At 70.8% G+C, this 23,789-nt stretch carries 23 protein-coding genes and 1 pseudogene; 21 read left to right on the top strand and 3 right to left on the bottom strand.

Translation table 11 applies throughout. The features are described 5' to 3' along the window. Positions 1-39: 39 nt before the first annotated feature. The 4 genes from hrcA (at position 40) to ACWDZ6_RS01275 (ending at position 4,329) form a co-directional block, all read left to right on the top strand. Entirely contained in the window at positions 40-1,062 is a 1,023-nt protein-coding gene (gene hrcA / locus ACWDZ6_RS01260; RefSeq protein ID WP_366730605.1) for a heat-inducible transcriptional repressor HrcA, read from the top strand. Further along, positions 1,063-2,199: a molecular chaperone DnaJ gene (dnaJ, locus tag ACWDZ6_RS01265; protein WP_326649847.1), complete on the top strand. Its 1,137-nt coding sequence runs from the start codon at positions 1,063-1,065 to the stop codon at positions 2,197-2,199. 316 nt (positions 2,200-2,515) lie between these two features. Further along, a complete protein-coding gene (locus ACWDZ6_RS01270) occupies positions 2,516-3,586 on the top strand; it encodes a nitronate monooxygenase (RefSeq protein ID WP_451501179.1) in 1,071 nt (356 codons plus the stop codon). Then, the gene (locus ACWDZ6_RS01275) at positions 3,586-4,329 is read left to right on the top strand and encodes a 16S rRNA (uracil(1498)-N(3))-methyltransferase (RefSeq protein WP_451501180.1); all 744 of its coding nucleotides are present in this window, start codon (positions 3,586-3,588) and stop codon (positions 4,327-4,329) included. The genes ACWDZ6_RS01270 and ACWDZ6_RS01275 overlap by 1 nt, the downstream gene beginning before the upstream one ends. Positions 4,330-4,346: 17 nt before the next feature. Here the strand turns inward: ACWDZ6_RS01275 and ACWDZ6_RS01280 are convergent, their stop codons facing one another. Further along, the gene (locus tag ACWDZ6_RS01280) at positions 4,347-4,730 is read right to left on the bottom strand and encodes a hypothetical protein (protein ID WP_326649844.1); all 384 of its coding nucleotides are present in this window, start codon (positions 4,728-4,730) and stop codon (positions 4,347-4,349) included. 73 nt (positions 4,731-4,803) lie between these two features. Between ACWDZ6_RS01280 and ACWDZ6_RS01285 the strand changes: the two genes are divergently transcribed. The 5 genes from ACWDZ6_RS01285 to ACWDZ6_RS01305 all read left to right on the top strand — a co-directional run bounded on the left by ACWDZ6_RS01285 (position 4,804) and on the right by ACWDZ6_RS01305 (position 11,129). Next, the gene (locus ACWDZ6_RS01285; protein ID WP_451501181.1) at positions 4,804-5,346 is read left to right on the top strand and encodes a hypothetical protein; all 543 of its coding nucleotides are present in this window, start codon (positions 4,804-4,806) and stop codon (positions 5,344-5,346) included. Positions 5,347-5,392: 46 nt separating this feature from the next. Then, positions 5,393-8,608: a S41 family peptidase gene (locus ACWDZ6_RS01290; RefSeq protein ID WP_451501182.1), complete on the top strand. Its 3,216-nt coding sequence runs from the start codon at positions 5,393-5,395 to the stop codon at positions 8,606-8,608. A gap of 206 nt (positions 8,609-8,814) precedes the next feature. Next, positions 8,815-9,174 (top strand): histidine triad nucleotide-binding protein, encoded by a 360-nt coding sequence (locus tag ACWDZ6_RS01295; protein WP_366730598.1) that lies wholly within the window; start codon positions 8,815-8,817, stop codon positions 9,172-9,174. Positions 9,175-9,187: 13 nt separating this feature from the next. Then, on the top strand, positions 9,188-10,096 hold the full coding sequence (locus ACWDZ6_RS01300; RefSeq protein ID WP_451501183.1) for a ribonuclease Z: 909 nt from the start codon (positions 9,188-9,190) through the stop codon (positions 10,094-10,096). Between the two features lie 25 nt (positions 10,097-10,121). Continuing rightward, on the top strand, positions 10,122-11,129 hold the full coding sequence (locus tag ACWDZ6_RS01305) for an adenosine deaminase (protein WP_451501184.1): 1,008 nt from the start codon (positions 10,122-10,124) through the stop codon (positions 11,127-11,129). Positions 11,130-11,213: 84 nt separating this feature from the next. Here ACWDZ6_RS01305 and ACWDZ6_RS01310 read toward each other — a convergent pair. Further along, positions 11,214-11,576 (bottom strand): annotated as a pseudogene (locus ACWDZ6_RS01310) (IclR family transcriptional regulator domain-containing protein); the annotation flags it as partial. A 260-nt stretch (positions 11,577-11,836) separates the two neighbouring features. Here ACWDZ6_RS01310 and ACWDZ6_RS01315 point away from each other — a divergent pair. From ACWDZ6_RS01315 to ACWDZ6_RS01345, 7 genes are all read left to right on the top strand, one after another. Continuing rightward, complete coding sequence (locus ACWDZ6_RS01315) at positions 11,837-11,959, top strand: hypothetical protein (RefSeq protein ID WP_451501185.1); 123 nt, start codon at positions 11,837-11,839, stop codon at positions 11,957-11,959. Further along, positions 11,956-13,260, top strand: coding sequence for a glucarate dehydratase family protein (locus ACWDZ6_RS01320; RefSeq protein ID WP_451501186.1), 1,305 nt, complete (start codon positions 11,956-11,958; stop codon positions 13,258-13,260). The genes ACWDZ6_RS01315 and ACWDZ6_RS01320 overlap by 4 nt, the downstream gene beginning before the upstream one ends. Before the next feature lie 176 nt (positions 13,261-13,436). Continuing rightward, complete coding sequence (locus tag ACWDZ6_RS01325; RefSeq protein WP_389176822.1) at positions 13,437-14,540, top strand: carbohydrate kinase family protein; 1,104 nt, start codon at positions 13,437-13,439, stop codon at positions 14,538-14,540. 249 nt (positions 14,541-14,789) lie between these two features. Next, entirely contained in the window at positions 14,790-15,851 is a 1,062-nt protein-coding gene (locus ACWDZ6_RS01330) for a PhoH family protein (protein ID WP_451501187.1), read from the top strand. A gap of 12 nt (positions 15,852-15,863) precedes the next feature. Then, complete coding sequence (ybeY, locus tag ACWDZ6_RS01335; RefSeq protein ID WP_451501188.1) at positions 15,864-16,361, top strand: rRNA maturation RNase YbeY; 498 nt, start codon at positions 15,864-15,866, stop codon at positions 16,359-16,361. After that, a complete protein-coding gene (locus tag ACWDZ6_RS01340; RefSeq protein ID WP_451501189.1) occupies positions 16,358-17,656 on the top strand; it encodes a hemolysin family protein in 1,299 nt (432 codons plus the stop codon). The genes ybeY and ACWDZ6_RS01340 overlap by 4 nt, the downstream gene beginning before the upstream one ends. Beyond that, entirely contained in the window at positions 17,653-18,006 is a 354-nt protein-coding gene (locus tag ACWDZ6_RS01345) for an MmcQ/YjbR family DNA-binding protein (protein WP_451501190.1), read from the top strand. The genes ACWDZ6_RS01340 and ACWDZ6_RS01345 overlap by 4 nt, the downstream gene beginning before the upstream one ends. An 84-nt stretch (positions 18,007-18,090) precedes the next feature. On the opposite strand, the gene ACWDZ6_RS01350 is transcribed toward ACWDZ6_RS01345, so the two are convergent. Beyond that, positions 18,091-19,491 carry an MFS transporter gene (locus tag ACWDZ6_RS01350; RefSeq protein ID WP_451501191.1) on the bottom strand — a complete coding sequence of 467 codons (1,401 nt, stop codon included), beginning with the start codon at positions 19,489-19,491 and terminating at the stop codon, positions 18,091-18,093. A 126-nt stretch (positions 19,492-19,617) separates the two neighbouring features. On the opposite strand from ACWDZ6_RS01350, the gene ACWDZ6_RS01355 reads away from it, so the two are divergent. From ACWDZ6_RS01355 to ACWDZ6_RS01375, 5 genes are all read left to right on the top strand, one after another. Further along, the gene (locus ACWDZ6_RS01355) at positions 19,618-20,478 is read left to right on the top strand and encodes a helix-turn-helix transcriptional regulator (RefSeq protein WP_451501458.1); all 861 of its coding nucleotides are present in this window, start codon (positions 19,618-19,620) and stop codon (positions 20,476-20,478) included. A 92-nt stretch (positions 20,479-20,570) separates the two neighbouring features. Next, positions 20,571-21,305 (top strand): hypothetical protein, encoded by a 735-nt coding sequence (locus tag ACWDZ6_RS01360; RefSeq protein WP_451501192.1) that lies wholly within the window; start codon positions 20,571-20,573, stop codon positions 21,303-21,305. Between the two features lie 61 nt (positions 21,306-21,366). Then, a complete protein-coding gene (locus ACWDZ6_RS01365) occupies positions 21,367-21,720 on the top strand; it encodes a cytidine deaminase (protein ID WP_326649829.1) in 354 nt (117 codons plus the stop codon). A gap of 35 nt (positions 21,721-21,755) precedes the next feature. Next, positions 21,756-22,124 (top strand): hypothetical protein, encoded by a 369-nt coding sequence (locus ACWDZ6_RS01370; protein ID WP_451501193.1) that lies wholly within the window; start codon positions 21,756-21,758, stop codon positions 22,122-22,124. Positions 22,125-22,393: 269 nt separating this feature from the next. Continuing rightward, entirely contained in the window at positions 22,394-23,749 is a 1,356-nt protein-coding gene (locus tag ACWDZ6_RS01375) for a beta-xylosidase (RefSeq protein ID WP_451501194.1), read from the top strand. Positions 23,750-23,789: the final 40 nt, after the last annotated feature.

Consider the following 23,789-nt stretch of genomic DNA (forward strand, 5'->3'; position numbering starts at 1 on the left):
GGCAGTACCACCAAGGAACCACGGCTGGAGGTGTGCGCGATGCTCAGCGAACGCAGACTCGAAGTGCTGCGCGCCATCGTCCAGGACTATGTCGGCACGGAGGAGCCCGTCGGCTCCAAGGCTCTCACCGAACGGCACAAGCTCGGTGTCTCCCCGGCTACTGTCCGTAACGACATGGCGGTGCTGGAAGAGGAAGGGTTCATCGCCCAGCCGCACACCAGCGCCGGCCGCATTCCGACGGACAAGGGCTACCGGCTCTTCGTCGACAAACTGGCGGGCGTGAAGCCCCTGTCGTCGCCCGAGCGGCGCGCCATCCAGAACTTCCTGGACGGAGCCGTCGATCTGGACGACGTCGTGGGCCGTACGGTACGGCTGCTGGCGCAGCTGACCCGGCAGGTCGCCGTCGTCCAGTACCCCTCGCTGACCCGGTCCACGGTCCGGCATGTGGAGCTCCTCTCCCTCGCGCCGGCCCGGCTGATGCTCGTGCTCATCACGGACACCGGACGGGTCGAGCAACGCATGATCGACTGCCCCGCGCCGTTCGGCGAGACATCGCTGGCGGACCTGCGGGCCCGGCTCAACAGCCGGGTCGTCGGGCGCCGCTTCGCGGATGTGCCGCAGCTGGTGCAGGAGCTGCCCGAGTCCTTCGAGCCGGAGGACCGCGGCACCGTCTCCACGGTGCTGGCGACCCTGCTCGAGACTCTGGTCGAGGAGACCGAGGAGCGGCTGGTGATCGGCGGCACCGCAAATCTCACCCGTTTCGGGCACGACTTCCCGCTGACCATCCGGCCGGTGCTGGAAGCGCTCGAGGAGCATGTGGTGCTCCTCAAGCTGCTCGGCGAAGCCAATGACTCGGGCATGGGCATGACCGTACGTATCGGTCATGAGAACGCCCACGAGGGCCTCAACTCCACTTCCGTGGTCGCGGTCGGCTACGGTTCGGGCGACGAGGCAGTTGCCAAACTCGGCGTGGTCGGACCGACCCGCATGGACTACCCCGGAACGATGGGAGCGGTACGCGCAGTGGCACGTTACGTCGGACAGATCCTGGCGGAGTCGTAAGTGGCCACGGACTACTACGCCGTACTCGGCGTACGCCGCGACGCATCGCAGGACGAGATCAAGAAGGCCTTCCGCCGGCTTGCGCGCGAACTCCACCCGGATGTGAATCCGGACCCGAAGACGCAGGAGCGCTTCAAGGAGATCAACGCCGCGTACGAGGTGTTGTCGGACCCGCAGAAGAAGCAGGTCTACGACCTCGGCGGAGACCCGTTGTCCCAGGCGGGCGGCGGAGGCGCGGGCGGATTCGGGGCCGGTGGCTTCGGCAACTTCTCCGACATCATGGACGCGTTCTTCGGTACGGCGTCGCAGCGGGGGCCCAGGTCGCGTACGCGACGGGGCCAGGACGCGATGATCCGGCTGGAGATCGACCTCAACGAAGCGGCCTTCGGCACGACCAAGGACATCCAGGTCGACACGGCTGTCGTCTGTACGACGTGCTCCGGTGAGGGCGCGGCGCCGGGGACCTCGGCGCAGACCTGCGACATGTGCCGCGGACGCGGTGAGGTCTCGCAGGTGACGCGGTCCTTCCTGGGTCAGGTCATGACCTCGCGGCCGTGCCCGCAGTGCCAGGGCTTCGGCACGGTCGTGCCGACGCCGTGCCCGGAGTGCGCCGGCGACGGCCGTATCCGCTCGCGCCGGACGCTGACCGTGAAGATCCCGGCGGGCGTCGACAACGGCACCCGCATCCAGCTCGCCGGCGAGGGCGAGGTCGGCCCGGGCGGTGGCCCGGCGGGTGACCTGTACGTCGAGATCCACGAGCTGCCGCACGCGGTCTTCCAGCGGCGCGGCGACGATCTGCACTGCACGGTGACGATCCCTATGACGGCGGCGGCGCTGGGCACGAAGTGCCCGCTGGAGACGCTCGACGGCATCGAGGAGATCGACATCCGCCCGGGCACACAGTCCGGCCAGTCGATCCCGCTGCACGGGCGTGGCATCACGCATCTGCGGGGCGGCGGTCGGGGCGACCTGATCGTGCACGTCGAGGTGATGACGCCGTCGAAGCTGGACGCGGACCAGGAACGGCTGCTGCGGGATCTGGCGAAGCTGCGCGGCGAGGAGCGGCCGACGGGGCAGTTCCAGCCGGGGCAGCAGGGATTGTTCTCCCGCCTGAAGGACGCGTTCAACGGGCGGTAGCCGTTGGGGCGGGAGTGCGGGTTGCCCGTTTCCGGGGCTCTGCCCCGGCTCCCGCGCCTCGATCGCCGGCGGGGCGGAATCTTCCGGCCGGTGGGCTGGATCTCCGCCCGGCGGGGGGAAATCTCAGCCCGTCCGGCGATTGAGGACACGCCCGAAGGGCGTACGGGGGTATCGGGGCTCGCCCCCACACCGCACGGCGGGGCCGCAGATCGACACAGCGGGAAGACGCGGGCAAGCGAAAGGCCCGCCCCCGCACCCCCGCCGGCCGCGGAACGCCCGATTCGGCCGCGCGCGGCCGACATGGCACCATGCCTGCATGTCCTCCGCACTGACCGATCTCTGCCGGTATCCGATCGTGCAGGCCCCCATGGCGGGCGGCGCCTCCTGTCCGCAGCTCGCCGCCTCCGTCTCCGATGCGGGCGGCCTCGGCTTCCTCGCCGCCGGATACAAGACCGCGGACGGCATGTACCAGGAGGTCAAACAGATCCGAGGGCTCACCGGTCAGCCCTTCGGCGTCAATCTCTTCATGCCGCAGCCCAACACCGCCGACCCCGCCGCCGTCGGTGTCTACCGGCAGCAGCTCGCCGGTGAGGCCGCCTGGTACGAGACGCCTCTCGGCGACCCCGACAGCGGGCGGGACGACGGGTACGAGGCCAAGCTCGCCATCCTCCTCGACGACCCCGTGCCGGTGGTCTCCTTCACCTTCGGCTGCCCGACCCGCGAAGTGCTCGACTCCTTCGCGAAGGCCGGGACCTTCACCGTGGTCACCGTCACCACGCCCGAGGAGGCACAGGCCGCGCAGTGGGCCGGTGCCGACGCCGTGTGTGTGCAGGGCATCGAGGCCGGCGGCCACCAGGGCACGCACCGGGACGACCCCGCCGCCGACGGCTCGGGGATCGGGCTGCTCTCGCTCATCGGGCTGGTCCGCGAGACCGTGCAGCTGCCGGTCATCGCCGCCGGCGGACTGATGCGCGGCGGCCAGATCGCCGCCGTGCTCGCGGCAGGTGCGAGCGCCGCGCAGCTCGGGACCGCGTTCCTGGTCTGTCCCGAGTCCGGCGCCAATGTGCTGCACAAGCAGGCCATGACCAATCCGCTGTTCGTCCGCACCGAACTCACCCGTGCCTTCTCCGGGCGGCCCGCCCGTGGCCTCGTCAACCGCTTCATGCGGGAGCACGGTCCGTACGCCCCCGCCGCCTATCCCCAGGTGCACCATCTGACGAGCGGCCTGCGCAAGGCCGCCGCCAAGGCGGGAGACCCGCAGGGCATGGCCCTCTGGGCCGGACAGGGCCACCGGATGGCGCGCGAACTGCCCGCCGGTCAGCTCGTCGATGTGCTCGCCGCCGAACTCGACTCCGCGCGGGCCGCGCTGGCGCTGGGTGGTGGGTGATGACCGCCCCCGTATTCGTCGTCGACTCGCTGGACGGCGTGGGTCCTGGTGCGGTCCTCACGCTGGACGGGCCCGAGGGACGGCATGCCGTTTCCGTACGCAGGCTGCAGTCCGGTGAGGGCATCGTGCTCACCGACGGGAGAGGACGCGGCGCGGCCGGTGTCGTCCTGCGGACGGAGGGCAAGGACCGGCTGATCGTCGAGCCGTTCGAGTTCCCGACGGAGCCCGAACCCACGCCTCGTATCACCGTCGTCCAGGCCCTGCCCAAGGGCGACCGCGGCGAACTCGCGGTCGAGACCATGACGGAGACCGGTGTGGACGCCGTGGTGCCGTGGGCCGCCGCCCGCTGCATCACGCAGTGGAGGGGAGAGCGGGGCGGCAAGGCCCTCGCCAAGTGGCGGGCCACGGCGCGCGAGGCGGGCAAGCAGTCGCGCAGGCTGCGCTTCCCGGAGATCGCGGACGCCGCAACGACCAAACAGGTTGCCTCACTTCTGGCCGAAGCCGACTTCGCGGCGGTGCTGCACGAGGAGGGCGCCGAGCCGCTGGCCACCGCGGAACTGCCCGCGGAGGGCTCGATCGTGCTGGTCGTCGGGCCCGAAGGGGGCGTGTCGCCGGAGGAGTTGGCGGCATTCGCCGAGGCGGGCGCGAAGCCGTACCGGCTCGGGCGCAGCGTGCTGCGCACGTCGACGGCGGGTACGGCAGCCACGGCGCTGCTGCTGGGCCGCACCGGCCGCTGGTCCTGAAGCGGTCCTTTCGCGTCCTAGCCCTTCTCGTTCGCCACCACCGCGTCGAACAGCGGCCAGCCGTCGACCTCGGTCGTCCCGGCCGCGGTGGGCAGCAGCCCGCGCACTGTCGCCTCGTCGAGGAGCCGCCGCGCCGACCCCGGCTCGTAGAGGTTCAGCCAGTTCTGCTCGGTGTCGCCCACCGAGCCCGATTCCCAGTAGCCGTCGGCGACGACCCGGCCCGGGCCCGCCCGGAAGGCGAGCTCCAGGCGCGCCGTCGTGCCCTCGCGCCGCAGTGAGAGCGTGGTGCGGCAGTCCGGGCAACGCCCGTCGGTGCGCGCGTGCTTGTGACGGACCGACCACATGTAGACGGTGTTCTCGTCGACGACGAGCCGGCGCGTCCGGATCAGCTTCCTGGCCATTCCATGACCGTACGGGGTAAAGGTGGCCGCAACCACTCTTTTCCTTCAGGGCACTCGGTGACACTCTGCCCTCATGCGGGGCTTGAGACGAGTACGACACCGGCACATCCTTGCCGCAATCGGCGTTGTCGGTACGGCAGTTGCGTGTGCTGCGGCCTGTGAACCGGCGTCCGGCGGCGGGCTGAGTTCCGTCGCCGTCGCTGTCACCACCGACAAGACCGGCACCAGCACCCTGGAGCGACTGGGCTTCGACGTACGGTGGCTCAGCTGTACGGCGACAACGGGCGACGGCCCGAAGCCGGCCGGCACGGCGTCCGCCTCGCCCTCCGCCCGTAGCGTGGCAACCGTCGACTGCCAGGGTGAGACCAATACCGGCCAGGGCATCACGCTCAAGGGCAAGGTCACGGAGGAGCGCTCGGGGAAGTGCGTACGCGGCGATCTCATCGCCAAGGTCGACGGCAAGGTCGTCTTCGAGGCCAGCGTCCTCGGCAACTGCGCAGGCACGCCCACCCGCACGCCCACCCGCACCCCCGGCACCCACCGCCCGGGCGACCCGCCGCGGCCCACCGTCACCGTCACGGTCACCGTGACCGCGACACCCGACCCGGCCAAGTGATCGGAAAGCCGTGACCGGGCGGCGGCAGGCTGCCTAGGGTGACGGTGTGACGCACCCTGCCTACCTCCGGTATCCGCATGTCCACGGCGAGTTGATCGCCTTCACCGCAGAGGACGACGTCTGGGTCGCGCCGCTCGACGGCGGCCGGGCGTGGCGCGTCAGCGCCGACAACGTGCCGGTGGACCATCCAAGGATCTCGCCCGACGGCACGCACATAGCCTGGTCCTCACGCCGTGACGGCGCACCCGAGGTGCATCTAGCGCCCGTCGACGGCGGTCCTTCGGACCGGCTGACGCACTGGGGCAGCGGGAAGACATCCGTACGCGGCTGGACGCCGGACGGCGAGGTCCTGGCGATCAGTACGTACGGCCAGGCCTCGCTGCGCCGCAGCTGGGCACGGGCCGTGCCGCTCGACGGCGGGCCCGCCACCGTGCTGCCGTACGGGCCGGTCGGTGATGTGGCGTTCGGTCCCCATACGCTGCTGCTCTCGGCCACCATGGGGCGGGAGGCCGCCGCCTGGAAGCGCTACCGGGGCGGTACCGCGGGCAAGTTGTGGATCGACCGGGCGGGCGACGGGGAGTTCGTACGCCTCCACGAGGACCTCGACGGGAATGTCGAGTATCCGCTGTGGGTGGGGGACCGCGTCGCCTTCCTCTGCGACCACGAAGGCGTCGGTGCCGTCTATTCGTCTCTGCCGGACGGTTCGGACCTGCGCCGCCACACCGGGATCGACGGTTACTACGCGCGGCATGCCGCCACCGACGGCACCCGGGTGGTGTACGCCGCCGCCGGTGAACTGTGGATCCTCGACGACCTCGGGAGCGACGGGCCCCGCCGGCTCGACATCCGCCTCGGTGGCCAGCGCACCGATCTGCGGCCGCGCCCCGTCAAGGCCGAGTGTCATCTCGGCACCGCGGCCCCCGACCACACCGGACGCGGCAGCGCGGTGGAAATCCGCGGCGGCGTCCACTGGGTCACCCACCGCGAAGGTCCCGCGCGGGCGCTCGCCGTGGAGCCCGGCGTACGAGCCAGGCTGCCGCGCACCTTCCGGGTCGACGGTGAGGAGCATGTGGTCTGGGTGACGGACGCCGAGGGCGACGACGCCCTCGAGTTCGCACCGGCCGTCGGCCAGGCGCCCGGGGCGACGCCGCGCAGGCTGGGCGCGGGCCGGCTCGGCCGCGTACTGAGTCTCGCTGTCGCACCCGACGGCAGCCGTGCCGCGGTCGCCTCGCACGACGGCCGGGTACTGCTCGTCGAGCGGGAGAGCGGCGAGGTCCGCGACGTCGACCGCAGCGAGCACGGCGACGCCACCGGCCTGGTCTTCTCGCCCGACTCGGGCTGGCTCGCCTGGTCGCATCCAGGACCGTCCCCGCTTCGGCAGCTCAAGCTCGCCAACACCGCGGATCTGTCCGTTTCCGAGGCGACCCCGTTGCGCTTCCGGGACTTCCAGCCCGCGTTCACGCTCGACGGGAAGCACCTCGCGTTCCTCTCCGAGCGCGCCTTCGACCCGGTCTACGACACGCATGTCTTCGATCTGGCCTTCGTCGGCGGCTGCCGCCCGCATCTGATCACGCTGGCCGCCACGACCCCGTCGCCGTTCGGGCCGCAGCGCCACGGCCGGGCCTTCGAGGCCGACAAGGACGACCGCGGCAGGGACCAGCGGCAGGACGGTGAGGAGAGCGATGCCCCCGTCACCCGTATCGATCTCGACGGACTCGCCGACCGGATCGTGCCCTTCCCCGTCGAGGCGGGCCGCTACTCCACGCTGCGTGCCGCCAAGGACGGACTGCTGTGGCTGAGCCATCCGATGCGCGGTGTCCTGGGCGCCACCAGGGCCACACCCGAAGACCCGTGGCCGAAGACCGCTCTGGAGCGGTACGACCTGGTCCAGCAGCGCATCGAGGAACTCGTCCCGGACGCCACGAGCTTCGACGTCAGCGGTGACGGCAAGCGGGTGCTGCTGTACGCGGACGGCAAGCTGAAGGTCGTACCGAGCGACCGCAGGCCCTCGCGCGACGAGGACAGCGACACCAATATCACCGTCGATCTCGCCCGCGTACGCAGCAGTGTCGATCCGGCCGCGGAATGGCGGCAGATGTACGACGAGGCCGGGCGGCTGATGCGCGACAACTTCTGGCGCGCGGACCTCGGCGGTGTCGACTGGGACGGCGTACTGGAGCGGTACCGTCCGGTCCTCTCCCGGCTGGCCACCCACGACGATCTGATGGACCTGCTCTGGGAGGTGCAGGGCGAACTGGGCACCTCGCACGCCTATGTCACGCCCCGGGGCGGCTATGGCAGTGCCTCGGCACGGCAGGGGCTGCTGGGTGCCGACATCTCCCGCTCCGCGGACGGTAATTGGCGCGTCGACCGGGTCCTGCCCTCCGAGACCTCCGACCCGCAGGCCCACTCACCGCTCGCCGCGCCCGGCGTCGCGGTGCGGGCCGGGGACGCGATTCTCGCGGTCGACGGAAGGCCGGTGGACGAGGTGACCGGGCCGGGGCCGCTGCTGGTCGGCGCTGCGGGCAAGGCCGTCGAGCTCACCATCTCCCCGGCGGGCGGCGGCGATCCGCGGCACGCGGTGGTCGTCCCGCTCGCGGACGAGGAGCCGCTGCGGTACCACGCCTGGGTCGCCGACCGGCGTCGTTACGTCCATGAGCGGTCCGGGGGCCGGCTGGGCTATCTGCATGTGCCGGACATGCAGGCGCCGGGCTGGGCCCAGATCCACCGCGATCTGCGGGTCGAGGTCGCGAAGGAGGGCCTGGTGGTGGACGTCCGGGAGAACCGGGGCGGCCACACGTCGCAGCTCGTGGTGGAGAAGCTGGCGCGGCGCATCGTGGGCTGGGACCTGCCGCGCGGCATGCAGCCGCTGAGCTACCCGCAGGACGCGCCGCGCGGACCTGTGGTGGCGGTGGCGAACGAGTTCTCGGGCTCGGACGGCGACATCGTCAACGCGGCGATCAAGGCGCTGGGCATCGGCCCCGTCGTGGGCACGCGGACCTGGGGCGGCGTGGTCGGCATCGACAGCCGGTACTCCCTGGTCGACGGCACGCTCGTCACTCAGCCGAAGTACGCCTTCTGGCTGGAGGGTTACGAGTGGGGCGTGGAGAACCACGGCGTGGACCCGGACGTGGAGGTCGTCATGACGCCGCAGGACCACGCCGCGGGCCGCGACCCGCAGTTGGACGAGGCGGTCCGGATGGCGCTGGCGGTGCTGTCGGAGAACCCTGCGAAGTCGGCGCCGGGCCTGCCGCAGGCGTAGAGCCGGCGGTGGCACGCCGGCGGCGTGGCTGTGGTGCGTGCCGACCGTCGTCCGTGCCGGCTGTCGTCGGCGCGGGCCGATCGCGGCGCGGGCTGTCGCGGCACGGACGCAAGGGCGACCGGCACACCTGACCCGCCACGGCGGGCTTGTCCGACGCGGGCTATACGATGCCGTGGGTACCGACCACACGCGAGGAGGACCCGGTCATGGCGGGAGAACCGCAGGCTGACTGCCTGTTCTGCAAGATTGTCGCGGGGGAGGTGCCGGCCACCGTCGTGCGGGAGACGGAGACCGTCGTCGCCTTCCGCGACATCAACCCCCAGGCCCCGACCCACATCCTGGTCATCCCCAAGGCGCACTACCGCGACGCCGCCACCCTCGCCGCCGCCGCGCCACAGCTCGCCGCCGATGTGCTGCATGAGGCGGGTGTGGTCGCCGGTGAGGAGAAGATCGACGGGGCCGGATACCGCGTCGTCTTCAACACCGGCGCGGGCGCGGGCCAGACCGTCTTCCACGCGCACGCGCATCTGCTGGGCGGCCGCGGCCTCGAGTGGCCTCCCGGGTAGCGGGTACACCGACTTGTCCGTACGTGAATTGGTGGTGCTCGGCACCGCCAGCCAGGTCCCCACCCGGCACCGCAACCACAACGGCTATCTGCTGCGGTGGGACGGCGAGGGCATCCTCTTCGACCCCGGCGAGGGCACCCAGCGCCAGATGCTGCGCGCCGGTGTCGCCGCGCACGACATCAACCGGATCTGTATCACCCACTTCCACGGCGACCACTCGCTCGGGCTCGCCGGAGTGATCCAGCGGATCAACCTCGACCGGGTGCCGCACCCGGTCACCGCGCACTACCCGGCCAGTGGACAGCGCTTCTTCGAACGGCTGCGGTACGCCACGGCCTACCGCGAGACGGTGGCGCTGGAGCAGGCGCCGGTGGGCGGCGACGGTTCCGTACTGGCCACGACCGAGGCGTACACCCTCGACGCCCACCGGCTCTCGCACCCCGTCGAGTCGTACGGCTACCGGATCACTGAGCCCGACGGCCGCCGGATGCTGCCCGAGAAGCTGGCCGCGCACGGCATCAAGGGCCCGGGCGTCGGCCGGCTGCAACGAGAGGGTGTGCTCGACGGTGTCACTCTCGACGACGTGAGCGAGGTCCGCAGGGGCCAGCGCTTCGCCTTCGTCATGGACACCAGGCTCTGTGACGGCGTGCACGCGCTCGCCGAGGGCTGCGACATGCTCGTCATCGAGTCCACCTTCCTCGACGAGGACGAGCAACTTGCCTCGGACCACGGCCACTTGACTGTGGGTCAGGCGGCCCGCGTGGCGCGCGACGCGGGCGTGCGGCACCTCGTGCTGACACATTTCTCGCAGCGCTACAGCGACCCGTACCAGTTCGAGCGCCAGGCCAGAGCCGTCGGTTACGAGGGTGAGCTGACGGTTGCCCAGGACCTGTGGCGGATCCCCGTGCCCAAACGGAGCTGAGCACGAATCGGCCTAAGATGGGGCAATGCCCCTCCCCAAAGCCGAACTGCACCTGCACATCGAAGGCACCCTCGAGCCTGAGCTCGCCTTCGCGCTCGCCGCGCGCAACGGCGTCGTACTGCCGTACAAGGACACCGAAGAGCTGCGCCGCGCCTACCTCTTCCAGGACCTGCAGTCCTTCCTCGATCTGTACTACGAGCTGATGGCCGTACTGCACACCGAGGACGACTTCGCGGAACTCGCCGACGCGTATCTGGCGCGGGTCGCCGGGCAGGGCGTGCGCCACGCGGAGATCTTCTTCGATCCGCAGGCGCACACCGCCCGCGGTGTCCCGATCGGTACGGTGATCGACGGGCTGGCCCGGGCGCTCGACGGCAGCCAGCAGCGACACGGCATCTCCACCCGGCTGATCATGTGCTTCCTGCGGGACGAGTCCGCCGAGTCGGCGATGGCGACGCTCGATGCCGCGAAGCCGCATCTGCACCGGATCGCGGGGGTGGGTCTGGACTCGGCGGAGGCCGGGCATCCGCCGTCGAAGTTCCGCGAGGTGTACGCGGCGGCGGACGCGCTCGGGCTGCGCAAGGTGGCGCATGCGGGCGAGGAGGGCCCGCCGGAGTACATCAGGGAGGCCCTGGACCTGCTGGGAGTCGAGCGCATCGACCACGGGCTGCGCTGCATGGAGGATCCGGAGCTGGTCGACCGGCTCGTACGGGAGCGGGTCCCGCTGACGCTCTGCCCGCTGTCGAACGTACGGCTGCGGGCCGTCGACGTCCTCGAGGAGCACCCGCTGGCACGGATGATGGAGGCGGGACTGCTGTGCACCGTCAACTCCGACGACCCCGCGTACTTCGGCGGCTATGTCGGCGACACCTTCCACGCGGTGCACGAGGCGCTGGGGCTCACCGAGGACCAGCTGCGTGAGCTGGCCCGCAATTCGTTCCTGGCGTCCTTCCTGGATGACGACGAGGCGCGGCGGGCGCGGCTGATCGCCGAGGTAGAGGCGTACGACTTCGCCGCCGGACGCCCCGACTAGCGCGGGCCCGGGTCACCGGGGACCGCACCCCCGGGGGCCGAAGGCCTTTCCGGCGTGTCTTCGATCGCCGGAGGGGGTCAGTGTTCAGCCCCTCCGGCGATTCGCCGCCGCCTCCTCGATCTTCGTGCGGACCGCCCTCATCACCGCCACGATCCGCCGCTCGTGCTCCTCGGTGAGCCGCGCCACCGGCACCGAGCAGCTGATCGCGTCCGTCGCGGGCGTGTCGTGGCGCAGCGCGATGCCGAAGCCCGCGATACCGGTCATACCCTCCTCGCGGTCGACGGCGTAGCCGCGCTCGCGGATCGCGGCGAGGTCTGCGGCGAGATCGGCGCGGTCGGTACGGGTGTTGGGCGTGAGCCGCTCCAACTCGCCCTCCGGAAGCAGCTCGTCCGGCCGCTCGGTCAGCAGTGCCTTGCCCAGCGCGCCCGCGTGCGCGGGCAGCCGGCGGTCGTCGCCGCGCTCCGCGAGCGCTTCGAGCAGGTCGACGGTGCGAGCCGCGACTTCACCTCGCGCACGCCGCCGGACCGCGGCGCCGATTCTGCTCCCGGCTCCGAAGCCGATCCCGGCTCCGATCCCGGCTCCGGCTGCGAATCCGTCTCCGACATGCGCCGATCGTATTCCGCGCGGCCCCCGGCCCATTGACGATGTCTGTTCGCGTATCTAATCTCCATTCTCATTCATGTACAACATCTACATAGGGAGACAGCATGGCGCAGGGCACGGAAGTGGACGACCGTGCGGAGGAGGACGCCGAACCCGGCCCCGACGACCTCGCGGACCTCGAAGCACTGCCGGCAGACGGACTCGATCCGGCAGGAGCCACCGCATGAACGCGCGCAGCGACCTGACGATCACCGATGTGCGGCTCACTCCGATCCTCGTCGCCGACCCGCCGCTGCTCAACACACAGGGTGTGCACCAGCCGTACACCCCGCGCCTGATCGTCGAGGTGGTCACCTCAGGCGGCGTCACCGGCGTCGGCGAGACCTACGGAGACTCCAAGTACCTCTCCCTGGCAACGCCGTTGGCGGAAGCGCTGCCCGGCCGCCAGGTCGGCGATGTGAACGGGCTGCATCAGCTCGCGGCCCTGGTCTGCGGCGACTCGGCCGAGGCCACCGGCGCGGACGCCGTCGACGCCGGCGGTCTTCGCGGTGTGCAGACCGCCGACAAGCTGCGGCTCTCCATCGTCTCGGCCTTCGAGGTCGCCTGCCTCGACGCCCTCGGCAAGGCCCTCGGTCTGCCCGTGCACGCGCTGCTCGGCGGCAAGGTGCGCGACGCCGTCGACTACAGCGCGTACCTGTTCTACCGATGGTCCGCGCACCCCCGCGGGGCCGGGGAGTCCGACGACTGGGGCGCGGCCGTGGACCCGGCGGGGATCGTCGCCCAGGCCCGGCGCTTCGCCCGCGACTACGGCTTCGCCTCCTTCAAGCTCAAGGGCGGCGTCTTCGCGCCCGACGAGGAGATCGCGGCGGTACGTGCGCTGGCGGAGGCGTTCCCCGGGCAGCCGCTGCGGCTCGACCCCAACGGCGCCTGGTCCGTGGAGACGTCGCTGCAGGTCGCCGAGGAACTCGCAGACGTACTGGAGTACCTGGAGGACCCGGCGAGCACGACGGCCCGGATGGCCGAGGTCGCGGCCGGCACCGACGTTCCGCTCGCGACGAACATGTGCGTGACGACCTTTGCCGAGATCCCGGAGGCCTTCGCGAGCGGCGCCGTTCAGGTCGTCCTCTGCGACCACCACTACTGGGGCGGGCTGCGCAACACCCGGGAACTGGCCGCGATCTGCCGGACGTACGGGGTCGGCCTGTCGATGCACTCCAACACCCACCTCGGTATCAGCCTCGCCGCGATGACCCAGGTCGCCGCGGTCGTTCCCAACCTGGACCACGCCTGCGACAGCCACTACCCGTGGCAGACCGAGGACGTCGTCACCAAGCGTCTCGAGTTCAAGGACGGCCGCCTCGCCGTGTCCGACCTGCCCGGCCTCGGTGTCGAACTGGACCGCGAGCGGCTGGCGCTCCTGCACCGGCGCTGGCTCGACGACGACGGCACGATGCGCGAACGCGACGACGCCGCGGCGATGCGGGTGGCCGAGCCCGGCTGGGTCGCGCCGCCCGTCCCCCGTTGGTAGCAAATTCTCCGGGAACCCGAGCCGTGCATCCGGAGCCGCACAGGCGGCCCGTCCGGCGAGCGAGGGCGGAATCGGGAAGGGCGGGGCGGGGCAGCTTCCTCCGCCCCGGCCCCCACCCGTCAGCGCCCCGATCAGGCAGACTGGCCTGATCTGCACCACGTACCGGGAGCGGCACGGTGACCATTGGACACGGAGAGCATCCGCACCACGCTGCCCCCTGCCTGGACCCGCTCGCCGCGCTCCGGAGACCGGCCGATCCGGCCTGCGACGTCTACCTCACCGGCAGTGTCTTCCTCGACATCATCTTCACCGGCCTCGACTCCGCCCCCGTCCGCGGCACCGAGTCCTGGGCCCGTGGCATGGGCTCAAGCCCCGGCGGTGTCGCCAATATGGCCACCGCCCTGGCCCGGCTCGGGCTGCGTACCTCGCTCGCCGCCGCGTTCGGGGACGACCACTACGGCGAGTACTGCTGGGACGCCCTCGAGCACGGTGAGGGCATCGATCTCTCGCTCTCCCGTACCGTGCCCGGCTGGCACTCGCCCGTCACCGTCTCCATGGCGTACGAGGACGAGCGCACGATGGTCTCCCACGGGCACGAGGCCCCGCCGCCCGTGCCCGAGTGCCCGCCGCCCGCCAGGGCCGCCATCGCCTCTCTCACGCCCGGTCGCGACGAGTGGATCGCCCAGGCCGCACGCAAGGGCACCCGCGTCTTCGCCGACGTGGGCTGGGACGAGAGCGGCCGCTGGGACCCGGACGACCTCGCCGACCTGGAGCACTGCGAGGCCTTCCTGCCCAATGCCGAGGAGGCGATGCGGTACACCCGCACCGACTGCCCCCGCGCCGCCGCCCAGGCCCTGACCGAGCGGGTTCCGCTCGCCGTCGTCACTCTCGGCGCGGAGGGCGCGTACGCCGTGGACGGCGCGACCGGCGAGAGCGCCCAGGTCCCCGCCATCGCCGTGGAGGCGCTCGACCCGACCGGCGCCGGCGACGTATTCGTGGCCGGTTTTGTCACCGGTACGCTCGCGGGCTGGCCGCTCGCCGACCGTCTCGCCTTCGCCGGGCTGACCGCCGCCCTCTCGGTGCAGGAGTTCGGCGGCTCGCTCTCCGCCCCGGGCTGGTCCGAGATCGCCGCGTGGTGGCAGTACGTCCAGGGCTGTGACGACCAGGACCCGACGGCCCTGCGCCGGTACGCGTTCCTGGAGACGCTGCTGCCCGCGCCCACCCGGCCCTGGCCACTGCGCCGGGCCGTACCGACGATCGGTTTCGGCCGCTCCGTCTGAAGCTCCGCCCGAGGCCTCGGCCTGGAGGTTCGGCCCGAGGCCTCCGCCCGGGGTCTCGGCCTGAAGGTTCGCCGCCGGACCTCCGCCTGAAGCTCCGGCCCGGAGCCTCCGCCGGAAGCCGACCTTCCGCAACGCCTCCGGAAAAGCCCTCGGCCTTGTCAGTGTCAAGTCGTACGCTTGGTGTTCCAGAGGTTGTCGAGCAGCGAGAACCCTGCAACGGGAGGTATGTGCAGGCCACAGAGCCGGCCCATGACTCAGACACCTAACGCCCAGACCCGCCCCCCACGCCCCGGGGGCGTAGGGGGACCCGCAGCGCCAGGGGAGGCGCGAGCCCACTTCACCGTCCCCGCCAAGCATCCGATGGTGACGGTCCTGGGCTCGGGCGACGCCCTGCTTCGCGTGATCGAGAAGGCCTTCCCGGCGGCCGATATCCATGTCCGGGGCAATCAGGTGAGCGCGGTCGGCGACGCCGTGGAAGTCGCCCTGATCCAGCGCTTGTTCGACGAGATGATGCTGGTGCTCCGCACCGGGCAGCCGATGACGGAGGACGCAGTGGAACGCTCGATCGCCATGCTCAGGGCAGTCGAAGACGGCAACGGCGAGGTCGAGACCCCGGCCGAGGTGCTCACCCAGAACATCCTCTCCAGCCGCGGCCGGACCATCCGCCCCAAGACCCTCAACCAGAAGCGGTACGTCGACGCGATCGACAAGCACACGGTTGTGTTCGGCATCGGCCCCGCCGGTACCGGCAAGACGTATCTCGCCATGGCCAAGGCGGTCCAGGCCCTGCAGTCCAAGCAGGTCAACCGCATCATCCTGACGCGTCCCGCGGTGGAGGCCGGAGAGCGCCTCGGCTTCCTGCCCGGCACGCTCTACGAGAAGATCGACCCGTATCTGCGGCCGCTGTACGACGCGCTGCACGACATGCTCGACCCCGACTCGATCCCGCGGCTGATGGCGGCGGGCACGATCGAGGTCGCGCCGCTGGCGTACATGCGCGGCCGTACGCTCAACGACGCGTTCATCATCCTCGACGAGGCGCAGAACACCAGCGCCGAGCAGATGAAGATGTTCCTGACCCGGCTCGGATTCGATTCGAAGATCGTCATCACCGGTGACGTCACCCAGGTCGACCTGCCGAACGGCACCAAGAGCGGACTGCGCCAGGTCCAGCACATCCTGGACGGCGTCGAGGACGTCCACTTCTCCCGGCTCACCAGCCAGGATGTCGTCCGGCACAAGCTCGTCGGCCGTATCGTCGACGCGTACGAGAAGTACGACGGCCAAAACGGGAACCCGAACGGGAAGTAGTAACTGCGCACCATGTCGATCGACGTCAACAACGAGTCCGGAACCGAGGTCGACGAGCAGGCGATCCTCGATGTCGCCCGCTACGCGCTCGCGCGGATGCGAATCCACCCGCTCTCCGAGCTCTCGGTGATCGTCGTGGACGCCGAAGCCATGGAGCAGTTGCACATCCAGTGGATGGACCTGCCCGGTCCGACCGATGTCATGTCCTTCCCGATGGACGAGTTGCGTCCGCCGGTCAAGGACGACGAGGAGCCCCCGCAGGGGCTCCTCGGTGACATCGTGCTCTGCCCCGAAGTCGCCAAGAAGCAGGGCGAAGAGGCCCCGACACAGCACTCCATGGACGAGGAGCTCCAGCTCCTTGCCGTCCATGGAGTGCTGCATCTGCTGGGCTATGACCATGAGGAGCCGGACGAGAAGACCGAGATGTTCGGTCTGCAGGCCGCGATCATCGACGGCTGGCGGGCGGAGAAGGGCCACACCGGTCCGTCCCCGGCGCCGACCGTCTCATGACCGGTCAACTGATCTTCGGCGCGATTCTGCTGGTCGTCGTCGCCTGGCTGGCGGCGTGCGCGGAGGCGGGCCTGGCGCGTGTCTCGAGTTTCCGTGCCGCCGAGGCCGTCCGGTCCGGGCGGCGCGGCTCCGAGAAACTGGCGCAGGTCGCCGCCGACCCGACCCGGTATCTCAACGTTGCCCTGCTGGTGCGGGTGTCCTGCGAGATGGCGGCCGGGGTGCTCGTCACCTATGCCTGCCTCGAGGAGTTCAAGGAGACCTGGACGGCGCTGGTCATCGCCATCCTCGTGATGGTGCTCGTCTCGTATGTCGCGGTGGGCGTCTCGCCGCGCACCATCGGCCGCCAGCACCCGCTGAACACCGCCACGGCTGCCGCGTACGTCCTGCTCCCGCTGGCCCGCATCATGGGCCCCGTCCCGCAGCTGCTGATCCTGCTCGGCAACGCGTTCACGCCCGGGAAGGGCTTCCGCAAGGGCCCGTTCGCGAGCGAGGCGGAGCTTCGGGCGATGGTCGACCTCGCCGAGCAGGAGTCGCTGATCGAGGACGACGAGCGCCGCATGGTGCACTCCGTCTTCGAGCTCGGCGACACCCTCGTACGCGAGGTGATGGTCCCCAGGACCGACCTGATCTGCATCGAGCGGTACAAGACGATCCGGCAGGCGCTGACCCTGGCGCTGCGCTCCGGCTTCTCGCGCATCCCCGTCACCGGGGAGAACGAGGACGACATAGTCGGCATCGTGTATCTGAAGGACCTGGTCCGCAAGACGCACATCAACCGCGACTCGGAGGCCGATCTGGTCTCCACGACGATGCGGCCGGCCGTGTTCGTCCCCGACACAAAGAACGCCGGAGATCTGCTGCGCGAGATGCAGCAGAAGCGCAATCACGTGGCCGTCGTCATCGACGAGTACGGCGGCACCGCCGGGATCGTCACGATCGAGGACATCCTCGAGGAGATCGTCGGCGAGATCACCGACGAGTACGACCGTGAGCTGCCGCAGGTCGAGGAGTTGGGCCAGGGCCGCTTCCGGGTCACCGCCCGCCTCGACATCGACGATCTCGGCGAGCTGTACGGGCTCGACGAGTTCGACGACGAGGATGTGGAGACCGTCGGCGGACTGCTGGCGAAGGCCCTGGGACGGGTGCCGATCGCGGGCGCGTCCGCGGTGGTCGACCTGCCGGACGGGCGGGCGCTGCGGCTGACCGCGGAGTCCCCGGCCGGCCGCCGGAACAAAATCGTCACGGTGCTGGCGGAGCCGGTGCCGGGCAAGCCCGAGGGGGAGGCGGCGACATGAAGGCGCAGGAACTGAGGGCGTTCTGCCTCGAATTCAACGCGGCGGTGGAGGAGTTCCCGTTCGGGCCGGAGACCTCGGTCTTCAAGGTTCTGGGCAAACTCTTCGCGCTCAGCTCGCTGGCTGCCGAGCCGCTGAAGGTGAACCTCAAGTGCGAGCCGGACATCGCGGTCCAGCTGCGCGCCGACCACGCGGCGATCGCCCCCGGCTATCACATGAACAAGCGCCACTGGAACACGGTGACGGTCGACGAGCTCCCGGACCGGATGGTCCGGGAGCTGATCGAGGACTCGTACGACCTGGTGGTCGCGGGCCTGCCGCGGGCGGACCGCCTCCGCCTGGACCGCGCCTGACCCGGGCCGCCTTCCCGTAACCGGGGCTCCCACCGGGACTCCGCCCAGGACCCCGCGCCTCAAACGGCGGCCAGGCTGGACCGGTCAGGCCCGAGCCCTGCGCAGGCCCACCCCCACCAGGGCCGCCGCCGCCACGACAACCGCCGCGTCCACCGCCAGCACCGTACGGACCCCGTCGAACAGCGAGCCCTGCGTCGTCGCCAGCACACCCAGCAGCGGGATGCCGATGGTGATGCCCACCTGCTGCGTCGTGGTGACGAGGCCGGTCGCCAGGCCCTGCTCGTCGTCCGGAACCCCGGACGTCACCGTCAGCCCGTACGAGATGATCGCGCCGAGATGGCAGACGCTGGCCAGCGAGACGGCGACGGTCGCCAGCAGGGCGCCCGATCCGGTGCCGATGCCGAGCAGGGCGGCGACGAACACGCCCTGGCCGAGCAGCGATACGACCAGCGTGCGGCGGGCGCCGATGCGGCCGATGAGCCTGGGCGCGTACGCACCGGCGAAGGCCGACAGCACGCCCTGGACGCCGAAGACCAGACCGGTCCGGAAGGCGGAGAGCTCCAGCACTTCCTGGAGGTAGAGGGTGAGGACGAAGACGACCGTGCTCATCATCGAGAAGGTCACCAGACCGCCCAGATTCCCCCAGGCCACCGTCCGCCGCCTCAGCATCGGCAGTGAGACCAGCGGGGCGGCGGACCGGGACTCGACCAGTACGAACCCGACCAGCAGCCCGACACCGGCGACCAGGGTCACCAGGACGTCCGCGCCGCCGAAGCCCCGCTCGGCCGCCGTGGACAGGGCGTAGATCACGGCGAGCAGCCCGCCGGTGACGGTGACCGCGCCGGGCACGTCAAGACGCGGCCGCTCCGGGTGCCGGGACTCGGCCAGCAGACCGGGTGCCAGGACGAGGACGAGCAGTGCGGCGACGGCCAGCAGGCCCATCGTGGAGCGCCAGCCCAGGGTGTCCGTCAGTACGCCGCCCAGCACCATGCCGATGGTGAAGCCCAGCGACAGCAGCGTGCCGCTGATGCCCAGTGCCCGGTCGCGCTGCGGGCCTTCCGGGAAGGTGGTGGTGAGCAGCGACATTCCGGTCGGCACGATGGCGGCCGCGCCAAGGCCCTGCAGGGCCCGGCCGGCCAGGAAGGACGCCGGGTCCCAGGCGAATGTCGCGAGCAGCGAGGCCGCGCCGAAGACGGCGAGACCGGTGAGAAACAGCTTGCGCCGCCCGTACAGGTCGGCGGTCCGGCCGAAGAGCAGCAGGAAGCCGCCGGAGGGCAGCGCGAAGGCGGTGACCGCCCACTGCAGCGCGGACCGGCTCATGCCCAGGTCCTCGCCGAGGACGGGCAGCGCCACATTGAGTACGGAGAAGTCGAGCGCGACCATGAACTGGGCGGCGCACAGGACCAGCAGGATCAGCTTGGCCCGGCCGGAGAGCTTGGGCGGCGCGGTCGCCGCGGGGGCGGGGGCGGAGGTGTCGATTGCCATGGGCAACACCCTCCGGCTCCAGGAATATCCGTGGGGAGCCGGTACTTATCCTGTTGGTCGCACCACCAGGCAGCCAGGCGTACGGACCAGGGGGAGTACGTGGCCACGACGGCCGAGCACGATGTGATGAAGGCGCACCGCCTCGGCGAGCTGCGCGAGTTCCTGATGAGCAGGCGTGCCAGGGTCAGCCCGGCCGAGGCGGGCCTGCCGGACGGCGGGGCCCGCCGTCGTACGCCCGGACTCCGCCGTGAGGAGGTCGCGGTCCTCGCGGGCGTCGGTGTCTCCTGGTACCAGTGGCTGGAGCAGGGGCGGGACATCACCGTCTCACCGCAGGTCCTCGACTCGGTGGGCCGGGTGCTGCGGCTGAGCAGTGTCGAGCGCCGCCATCTGTATGTACTTGCGGGGCTCAACCCGCCCCGGCCGGAGGTGGATCCGGGCGACGCCGATATGTGCGCCGGGCTGCGGCGGCTGATCGACGCGTGGATGCCCTTCCCCGCGCACATCATGGACGCGTACTGGAACACGATCCTCTACAACGACGCGGCGGGGATGGTCCTCGGCATGCGTCCCGGGCTCGTGCAGAACTGTCTGATCGCCTTCTTCACCGACCCCATCTACCGCTCGCGGGCCAGGAGCTGGGAGCGGAACGCGCCGTACGTCGTCGCGCAGTTCCGGGCCGCCTGCTCCGAGCGCCCCGACGACGAGGGCTTCCGGGCGGTGGTCGAGGAAGCGAAGGCGGCCAGCGAGGAGTTCACCGCGCTGTGGGAGCGGCGCGATATCGCGCCCGGCGGACAGGTCCGCAAGGAGCTGGAACACCCGCTGGTCGGGGAGCTGTTCGTGGAGTCGACCCAGCTGAGGGTGCCGGCCAGGCCGGATCTGGCGATCGTGATGCATACGCCGCTGCCGGAAGCGGACACGGCGGCGAAGCTGGAGTGGCTGGCGAGCCCGGAGGGCAGACGCGGCTCGATGTATCCGGTGGCGGGCTGACCTCGGCGTATGTGTATCCTCTGCCCGTTACCGGGGAGGGGGGAAGCTCCCCATGAGCTTTTTTGAGACAGAACCAGGGGAGTACCACTTTCATGAGTACCCGTTTGCGCCGCGGCGTTGCCGCTGCTCTCACCGTCTCCGCGCTGTGCTTCACCGCGGCGGCCTGCGGCGGATCGTCCGACGACAAGAAGCCGGCCACAGGCCAGGAGCAGTCCAAGGACAAGGCGAAGGGCGAGGACAAGGAGTCGCCGGCGCTCACGCCGCTGACCGCCGCGCAGATGAAGGCCGCGACCGTCGAGGTCAAGGACCTTCCCTCCGGCTGGAAGGCCGGCAAGGTCCCCGTCGACAACACCCCGGCCCCGAAGGCCGACAAGCCCGCGTGCCAGCCGCTCGCCGACATGATGGGCGCCAAGATCAAGGGCGCCACCAAGGGCGGCGACGTCGACTTCAAGCAGGCGGACGGCAAGACCGAGCTGAGCCAGCAGGTCCTCACGTTCGCCGGCGCGGGCGCCGCCGACTTCACCAAGGCCGTCGGCACGGCGCTGGACAGCTGCTCCACCGTCTCCTTCGAGATGGAGGGCGAGAAGACCGCCGTCAAGATCGAGAAGCTCGACGTTCCGACGGTCGGCGAGGCATCGCACGCCTTCCAGATGTCCATCGAGTTCGCGCCCGGCATCGTGATCAAGGCCGATCTGCTGGTCGCGCACCAGGGCACCGGTGCCACCCGCGTCGCGTACATGAACGAGGGCGGCGCCACGGCGCAGAAGGACTTCGCGGATCTGGTCAAGCGGATCGGTGACAAGTTCGTCAAGGGCGTCCAGGGCTGAGCCCCGGCCACCTCGACCGGCCGCCCGGCTCCGTGCCGGGCGGCCGATCTATGCTCGAGCCATGACGCAGAGCACCGACCTCGATCCCGAGGACCGCAAGATCATCACGCTGGCGCGCAGCGCCCGGGCCCGCAACGGCGTGTCCGAGGGTGCTGCCGTACGGGACGAGACGGGGCGTACGTATGTCGCGGGGACCGTGGAGCTGGAGTCGCTGAAGCTCAGCGCGCTGCAGACCGCCGTCGCCATGGCCGTCGCCAGCGGCGCGAAGTCCCTCGAGGCCGCTGCCGTCGTCTCCGAGGCGGACGCCGCTGCCGAGGCGGACCGCGCCGCGGTACGTGACCTGGGCGGCCCCAAGACCCCGGTGCTGCTCGCCGGGCCCGACGGAACGCTCAAGTCCGCGGTGGCGGCGGGCTGATGCGCGGCGCTCCGAAACGAGCGCGGCGTCAGCGGGTGTTCGCCTGGATCGCACTGGCGGGTGCCGGCACCGTCGGGGCCGGCAACCTTGTCGAAGGCGTCCTCACGGGTGCTGTGGAGGCCATGGACGTCTGGCCCTTCGCGGTGGTCGCCTTCGCCGCCGGCGAGCTGCTGAAGGGCTACGGACGCGAGCGCGCGGCGCGCACCGCTCAGGCGGTCGCGAGCGTGCTGCTGGCGTCGCTCTCGCTGTGGCTGGGCGGAGCCGCGGTACGGAGCCTGGCGCTCGGCCGGGGCGCCGATTGGCTCGATCTTGCGGTCGGTGTGCTCGGCACGCTGTACGTGGCTGTCCAGGCGGCGCTCATGGCCGACCGGTTCCGCAAGCGCCGGACCGTCGCGGGCGTCTGACGTCACGGCCCGGGGAACGGTCCGCTGCTCCCCGCCGAGCCGGCCCCTCGTTCGCAGGCAGCGGGTGCGCTGCGGCCCCCTGACATGACAGCGCCACTGTGACAGGAATCGGCGTCATCGATCCGGTGGTGCCGATTCCCCTTCCGGCCTGCGGGGACGCGGATCTTGACAGTATCTGATGGGTCATCAGATGTCGCATTTCGATTCCATTGACTTCTTTCGGCCGTCCCACGTCAATGGCCCCCAGCATTCCTCAGAAGGGGGCAATCATGGCTACAGCCGCCCGAAGATCCGCCAACCGAAGATCCACCCATCGCAGGCGACGGTGGACCGCCGCACTGGGGTCCCTCGCCCTGGTCGCGGGCGCGGCATCGCTCGCCGCACCCGCGAACGCGATGGCCGCCGCTTCCGCACCGGTGGACTTCGCGACCCACTGCGTACCGCCGCCCATCGCCGGCATCCCGCCCATCGACGGCACCACGACCGCCGAGATCACCGTCGACAATGCCGCCCCCAAGGTGGGCGACACCGTCAAGGTCACGTACACGGTCACGAAGCCGGCCGCCAGCAACCCGGTCGACCTCGCGCTTCCGGCCGACATCATGACGCCCAGCGGCAAGGTCACCCTCGGCGGCGCCCAGGCCGGCAGCGTCACGGTCACCGGCCCCAAGAAGAACCCGCCCGTCCCGGGCAAGGGCGCGTTCCCGCCGTTCTCGATGACCGGCACCTTCACGGTCACCGCGCCCGGCTCGATCACCCTCTCGCCCGGCGACTACAACATCCACACCAGCTACATCATGGAGCTGGACACCCCCTGTACGGTCATCAATCCGCCGGCGCCCGTCTCCCAGACGGTCGTCGCGACGGACGTACCGGGGGCCAACGAGCGCACCATCCAGCTCGCCACGGCCTCCGGCAAGCCCGGTGACCCGGTCACCGTCACCGGCGCGAAGTTCAGTCCGCTCGCCGACATCACCGTCGTCGGACGGGCCGGAGCGGCCGAGACAGCCGACAGGGCGGCCGTCAAGGCCGACGCCACCGGCGGCTTCACCGCGCAGCTCAAGGTCGGCAACAAGGCGACCACCGGCATCGTCGCGTACGAAGGCAGTGCCTGGTCGGCGGAGAAGGGCGCCGGCCCGGCGGCGTACACCGTCATCGACGACACGCCTCTGCCCGGCAACAGCCAGAAGCTCAACACCTCCGTCGCGGCAGGCACGTTGTCCATGTCCCAGGCCGGTGACACCGTCCAGATGTCGGCGGTCGACTTCGGCAAGGGCGGGGCAGCCACCGGCGATCTGAAGACGGTGACGGTCAAGGACTTCCGCGGCGGCCCCGCGGGCTGGTCCCTGACCGGCAAGGTCACCGACTTCACCGGGCCCGGCGGGAAGATCGACGCCGCGAGACTCGGCTGGACGCCGGCCTGCACCACCAAGCAGGGCAGTCCCAGCACCTGTGCGGCCGGCTCCGCGGGACCGGTCGGCAGCGCGGGCGCGACCCTCGCCTCCACGCCCAACGGGGCACTCACCGGAGGCGAGTTCACCGTGGACGCGAAGGTCTCACTGGACGTACCGGCGTACACCGCGCCCGGTGCGTACTCCGGCGTACTGACCCTCACGCTCACCTAGGCGAACCGAGCCGAAGAAACACCAACGGCGGGCCGGGCGC

Source organism: Streptomyces sp. NPDC002926, assembly GCF_053591755.1.

Excerpts from the sequence above, each read along its gene's own strand:
- hrcA (WP_366730605.1), top strand. The coding sequence starts at position 40 with ATGCTCAGCGAACGCAGACTCGAAGTGCTGCGCGCCATCGTCCAGGAC.
- ACWDZ6_RS01270 (WP_451501179.1), top strand. The coding sequence starts at position 2,516 with ATGTCCTCCGCACTGACCGATCTCTGCCGGTATCCGATCGTGCAGGCC.
- ACWDZ6_RS01275 (WP_451501180.1), top strand. The coding sequence starts at position 3,586 with ATGACCGCCCCCGTATTCGTCGTCGACTCGCTGGACGGCGTGGGTCCT.
- ACWDZ6_RS01280 (WP_326649844.1), bottom strand. The coding sequence starts at position 4,730 with ATGGCCAGGAAGCTGATCCGGACGCGCCGGCTCGTCGTCGACGAGAAC.
- ACWDZ6_RS01285 (WP_451501181.1), top strand. The coding sequence starts at position 4,804 with ATGCGGGGCTTGAGACGAGTACGACACCGGCACATCCTTGCCGCAATC.
- ACWDZ6_RS01295 (WP_366730598.1), top strand. The coding sequence starts at position 8,815 with ATGGCGGGAGAACCGCAGGCTGACTGCCTGTTCTGCAAGATTGTCGCG.
- ACWDZ6_RS01305 (WP_451501184.1), top strand. The coding sequence starts at position 10,122 with ATGCCCCTCCCCAAAGCCGAACTGCACCTGCACATCGAAGGCACCCTC.
- ACWDZ6_RS01315 (WP_451501185.1), top strand. The coding sequence starts at position 11,837 with ATGGCGCAGGGCACGGAAGTGGACGACCGTGCGGAGGAGGACGCCGAA.
- ACWDZ6_RS01320 (WP_451501186.1), top strand. The coding sequence starts at position 11,956 with ATGAACGCGCGCAGCGACCTGACGATCACCGATGTGCGGCTCACTCCG.
- ACWDZ6_RS01330 (WP_451501187.1), top strand. The coding sequence starts at position 14,790 with ATGACTCAGACACCTAACGCCCAGACCCGCCCCCCACGCCCCGGGGGC.
- ybeY (WP_451501188.1), top strand. The coding sequence starts at position 15,864 with ATGTCGATCGACGTCAACAACGAGTCCGGAACCGAGGTCGACGAGCAG.
- ACWDZ6_RS01340 (WP_451501189.1), top strand. The coding sequence starts at position 16,358 with ATGACCGGTCAACTGATCTTCGGCGCGATTCTGCTGGTCGTCGTCGCC.
- ACWDZ6_RS01345 (WP_451501190.1), top strand. The coding sequence starts at position 17,653 with ATGAAGGCGCAGGAACTGAGGGCGTTCTGCCTCGAATTCAACGCGGCG.
- ACWDZ6_RS01350 (WP_451501191.1), bottom strand. The coding sequence starts at position 19,491 with ATGGCAATCGACACCTCCGCCCCCGCCCCCGCGGCGACCGCGCCGCCC.
- ACWDZ6_RS01355 (WP_451501458.1), top strand. The coding sequence starts at position 19,618 with ATGAAGGCGCACCGCCTCGGCGAGCTGCGCGAGTTCCTGATGAGCAGG.
- ACWDZ6_RS01360 (WP_451501192.1), top strand. The coding sequence starts at position 20,571 with ATGAGTACCCGTTTGCGCCGCGGCGTTGCCGCTGCTCTCACCGTCTCC.
- ACWDZ6_RS01365 (WP_326649829.1), top strand. The coding sequence starts at position 21,367 with ATGACGCAGAGCACCGACCTCGATCCCGAGGACCGCAAGATCATCACG.
- ACWDZ6_RS01375 (WP_451501194.1), top strand. The coding sequence starts at position 22,394 with ATGGCTACAGCCGCCCGAAGATCCGCCAACCGAAGATCCACCCATCGC.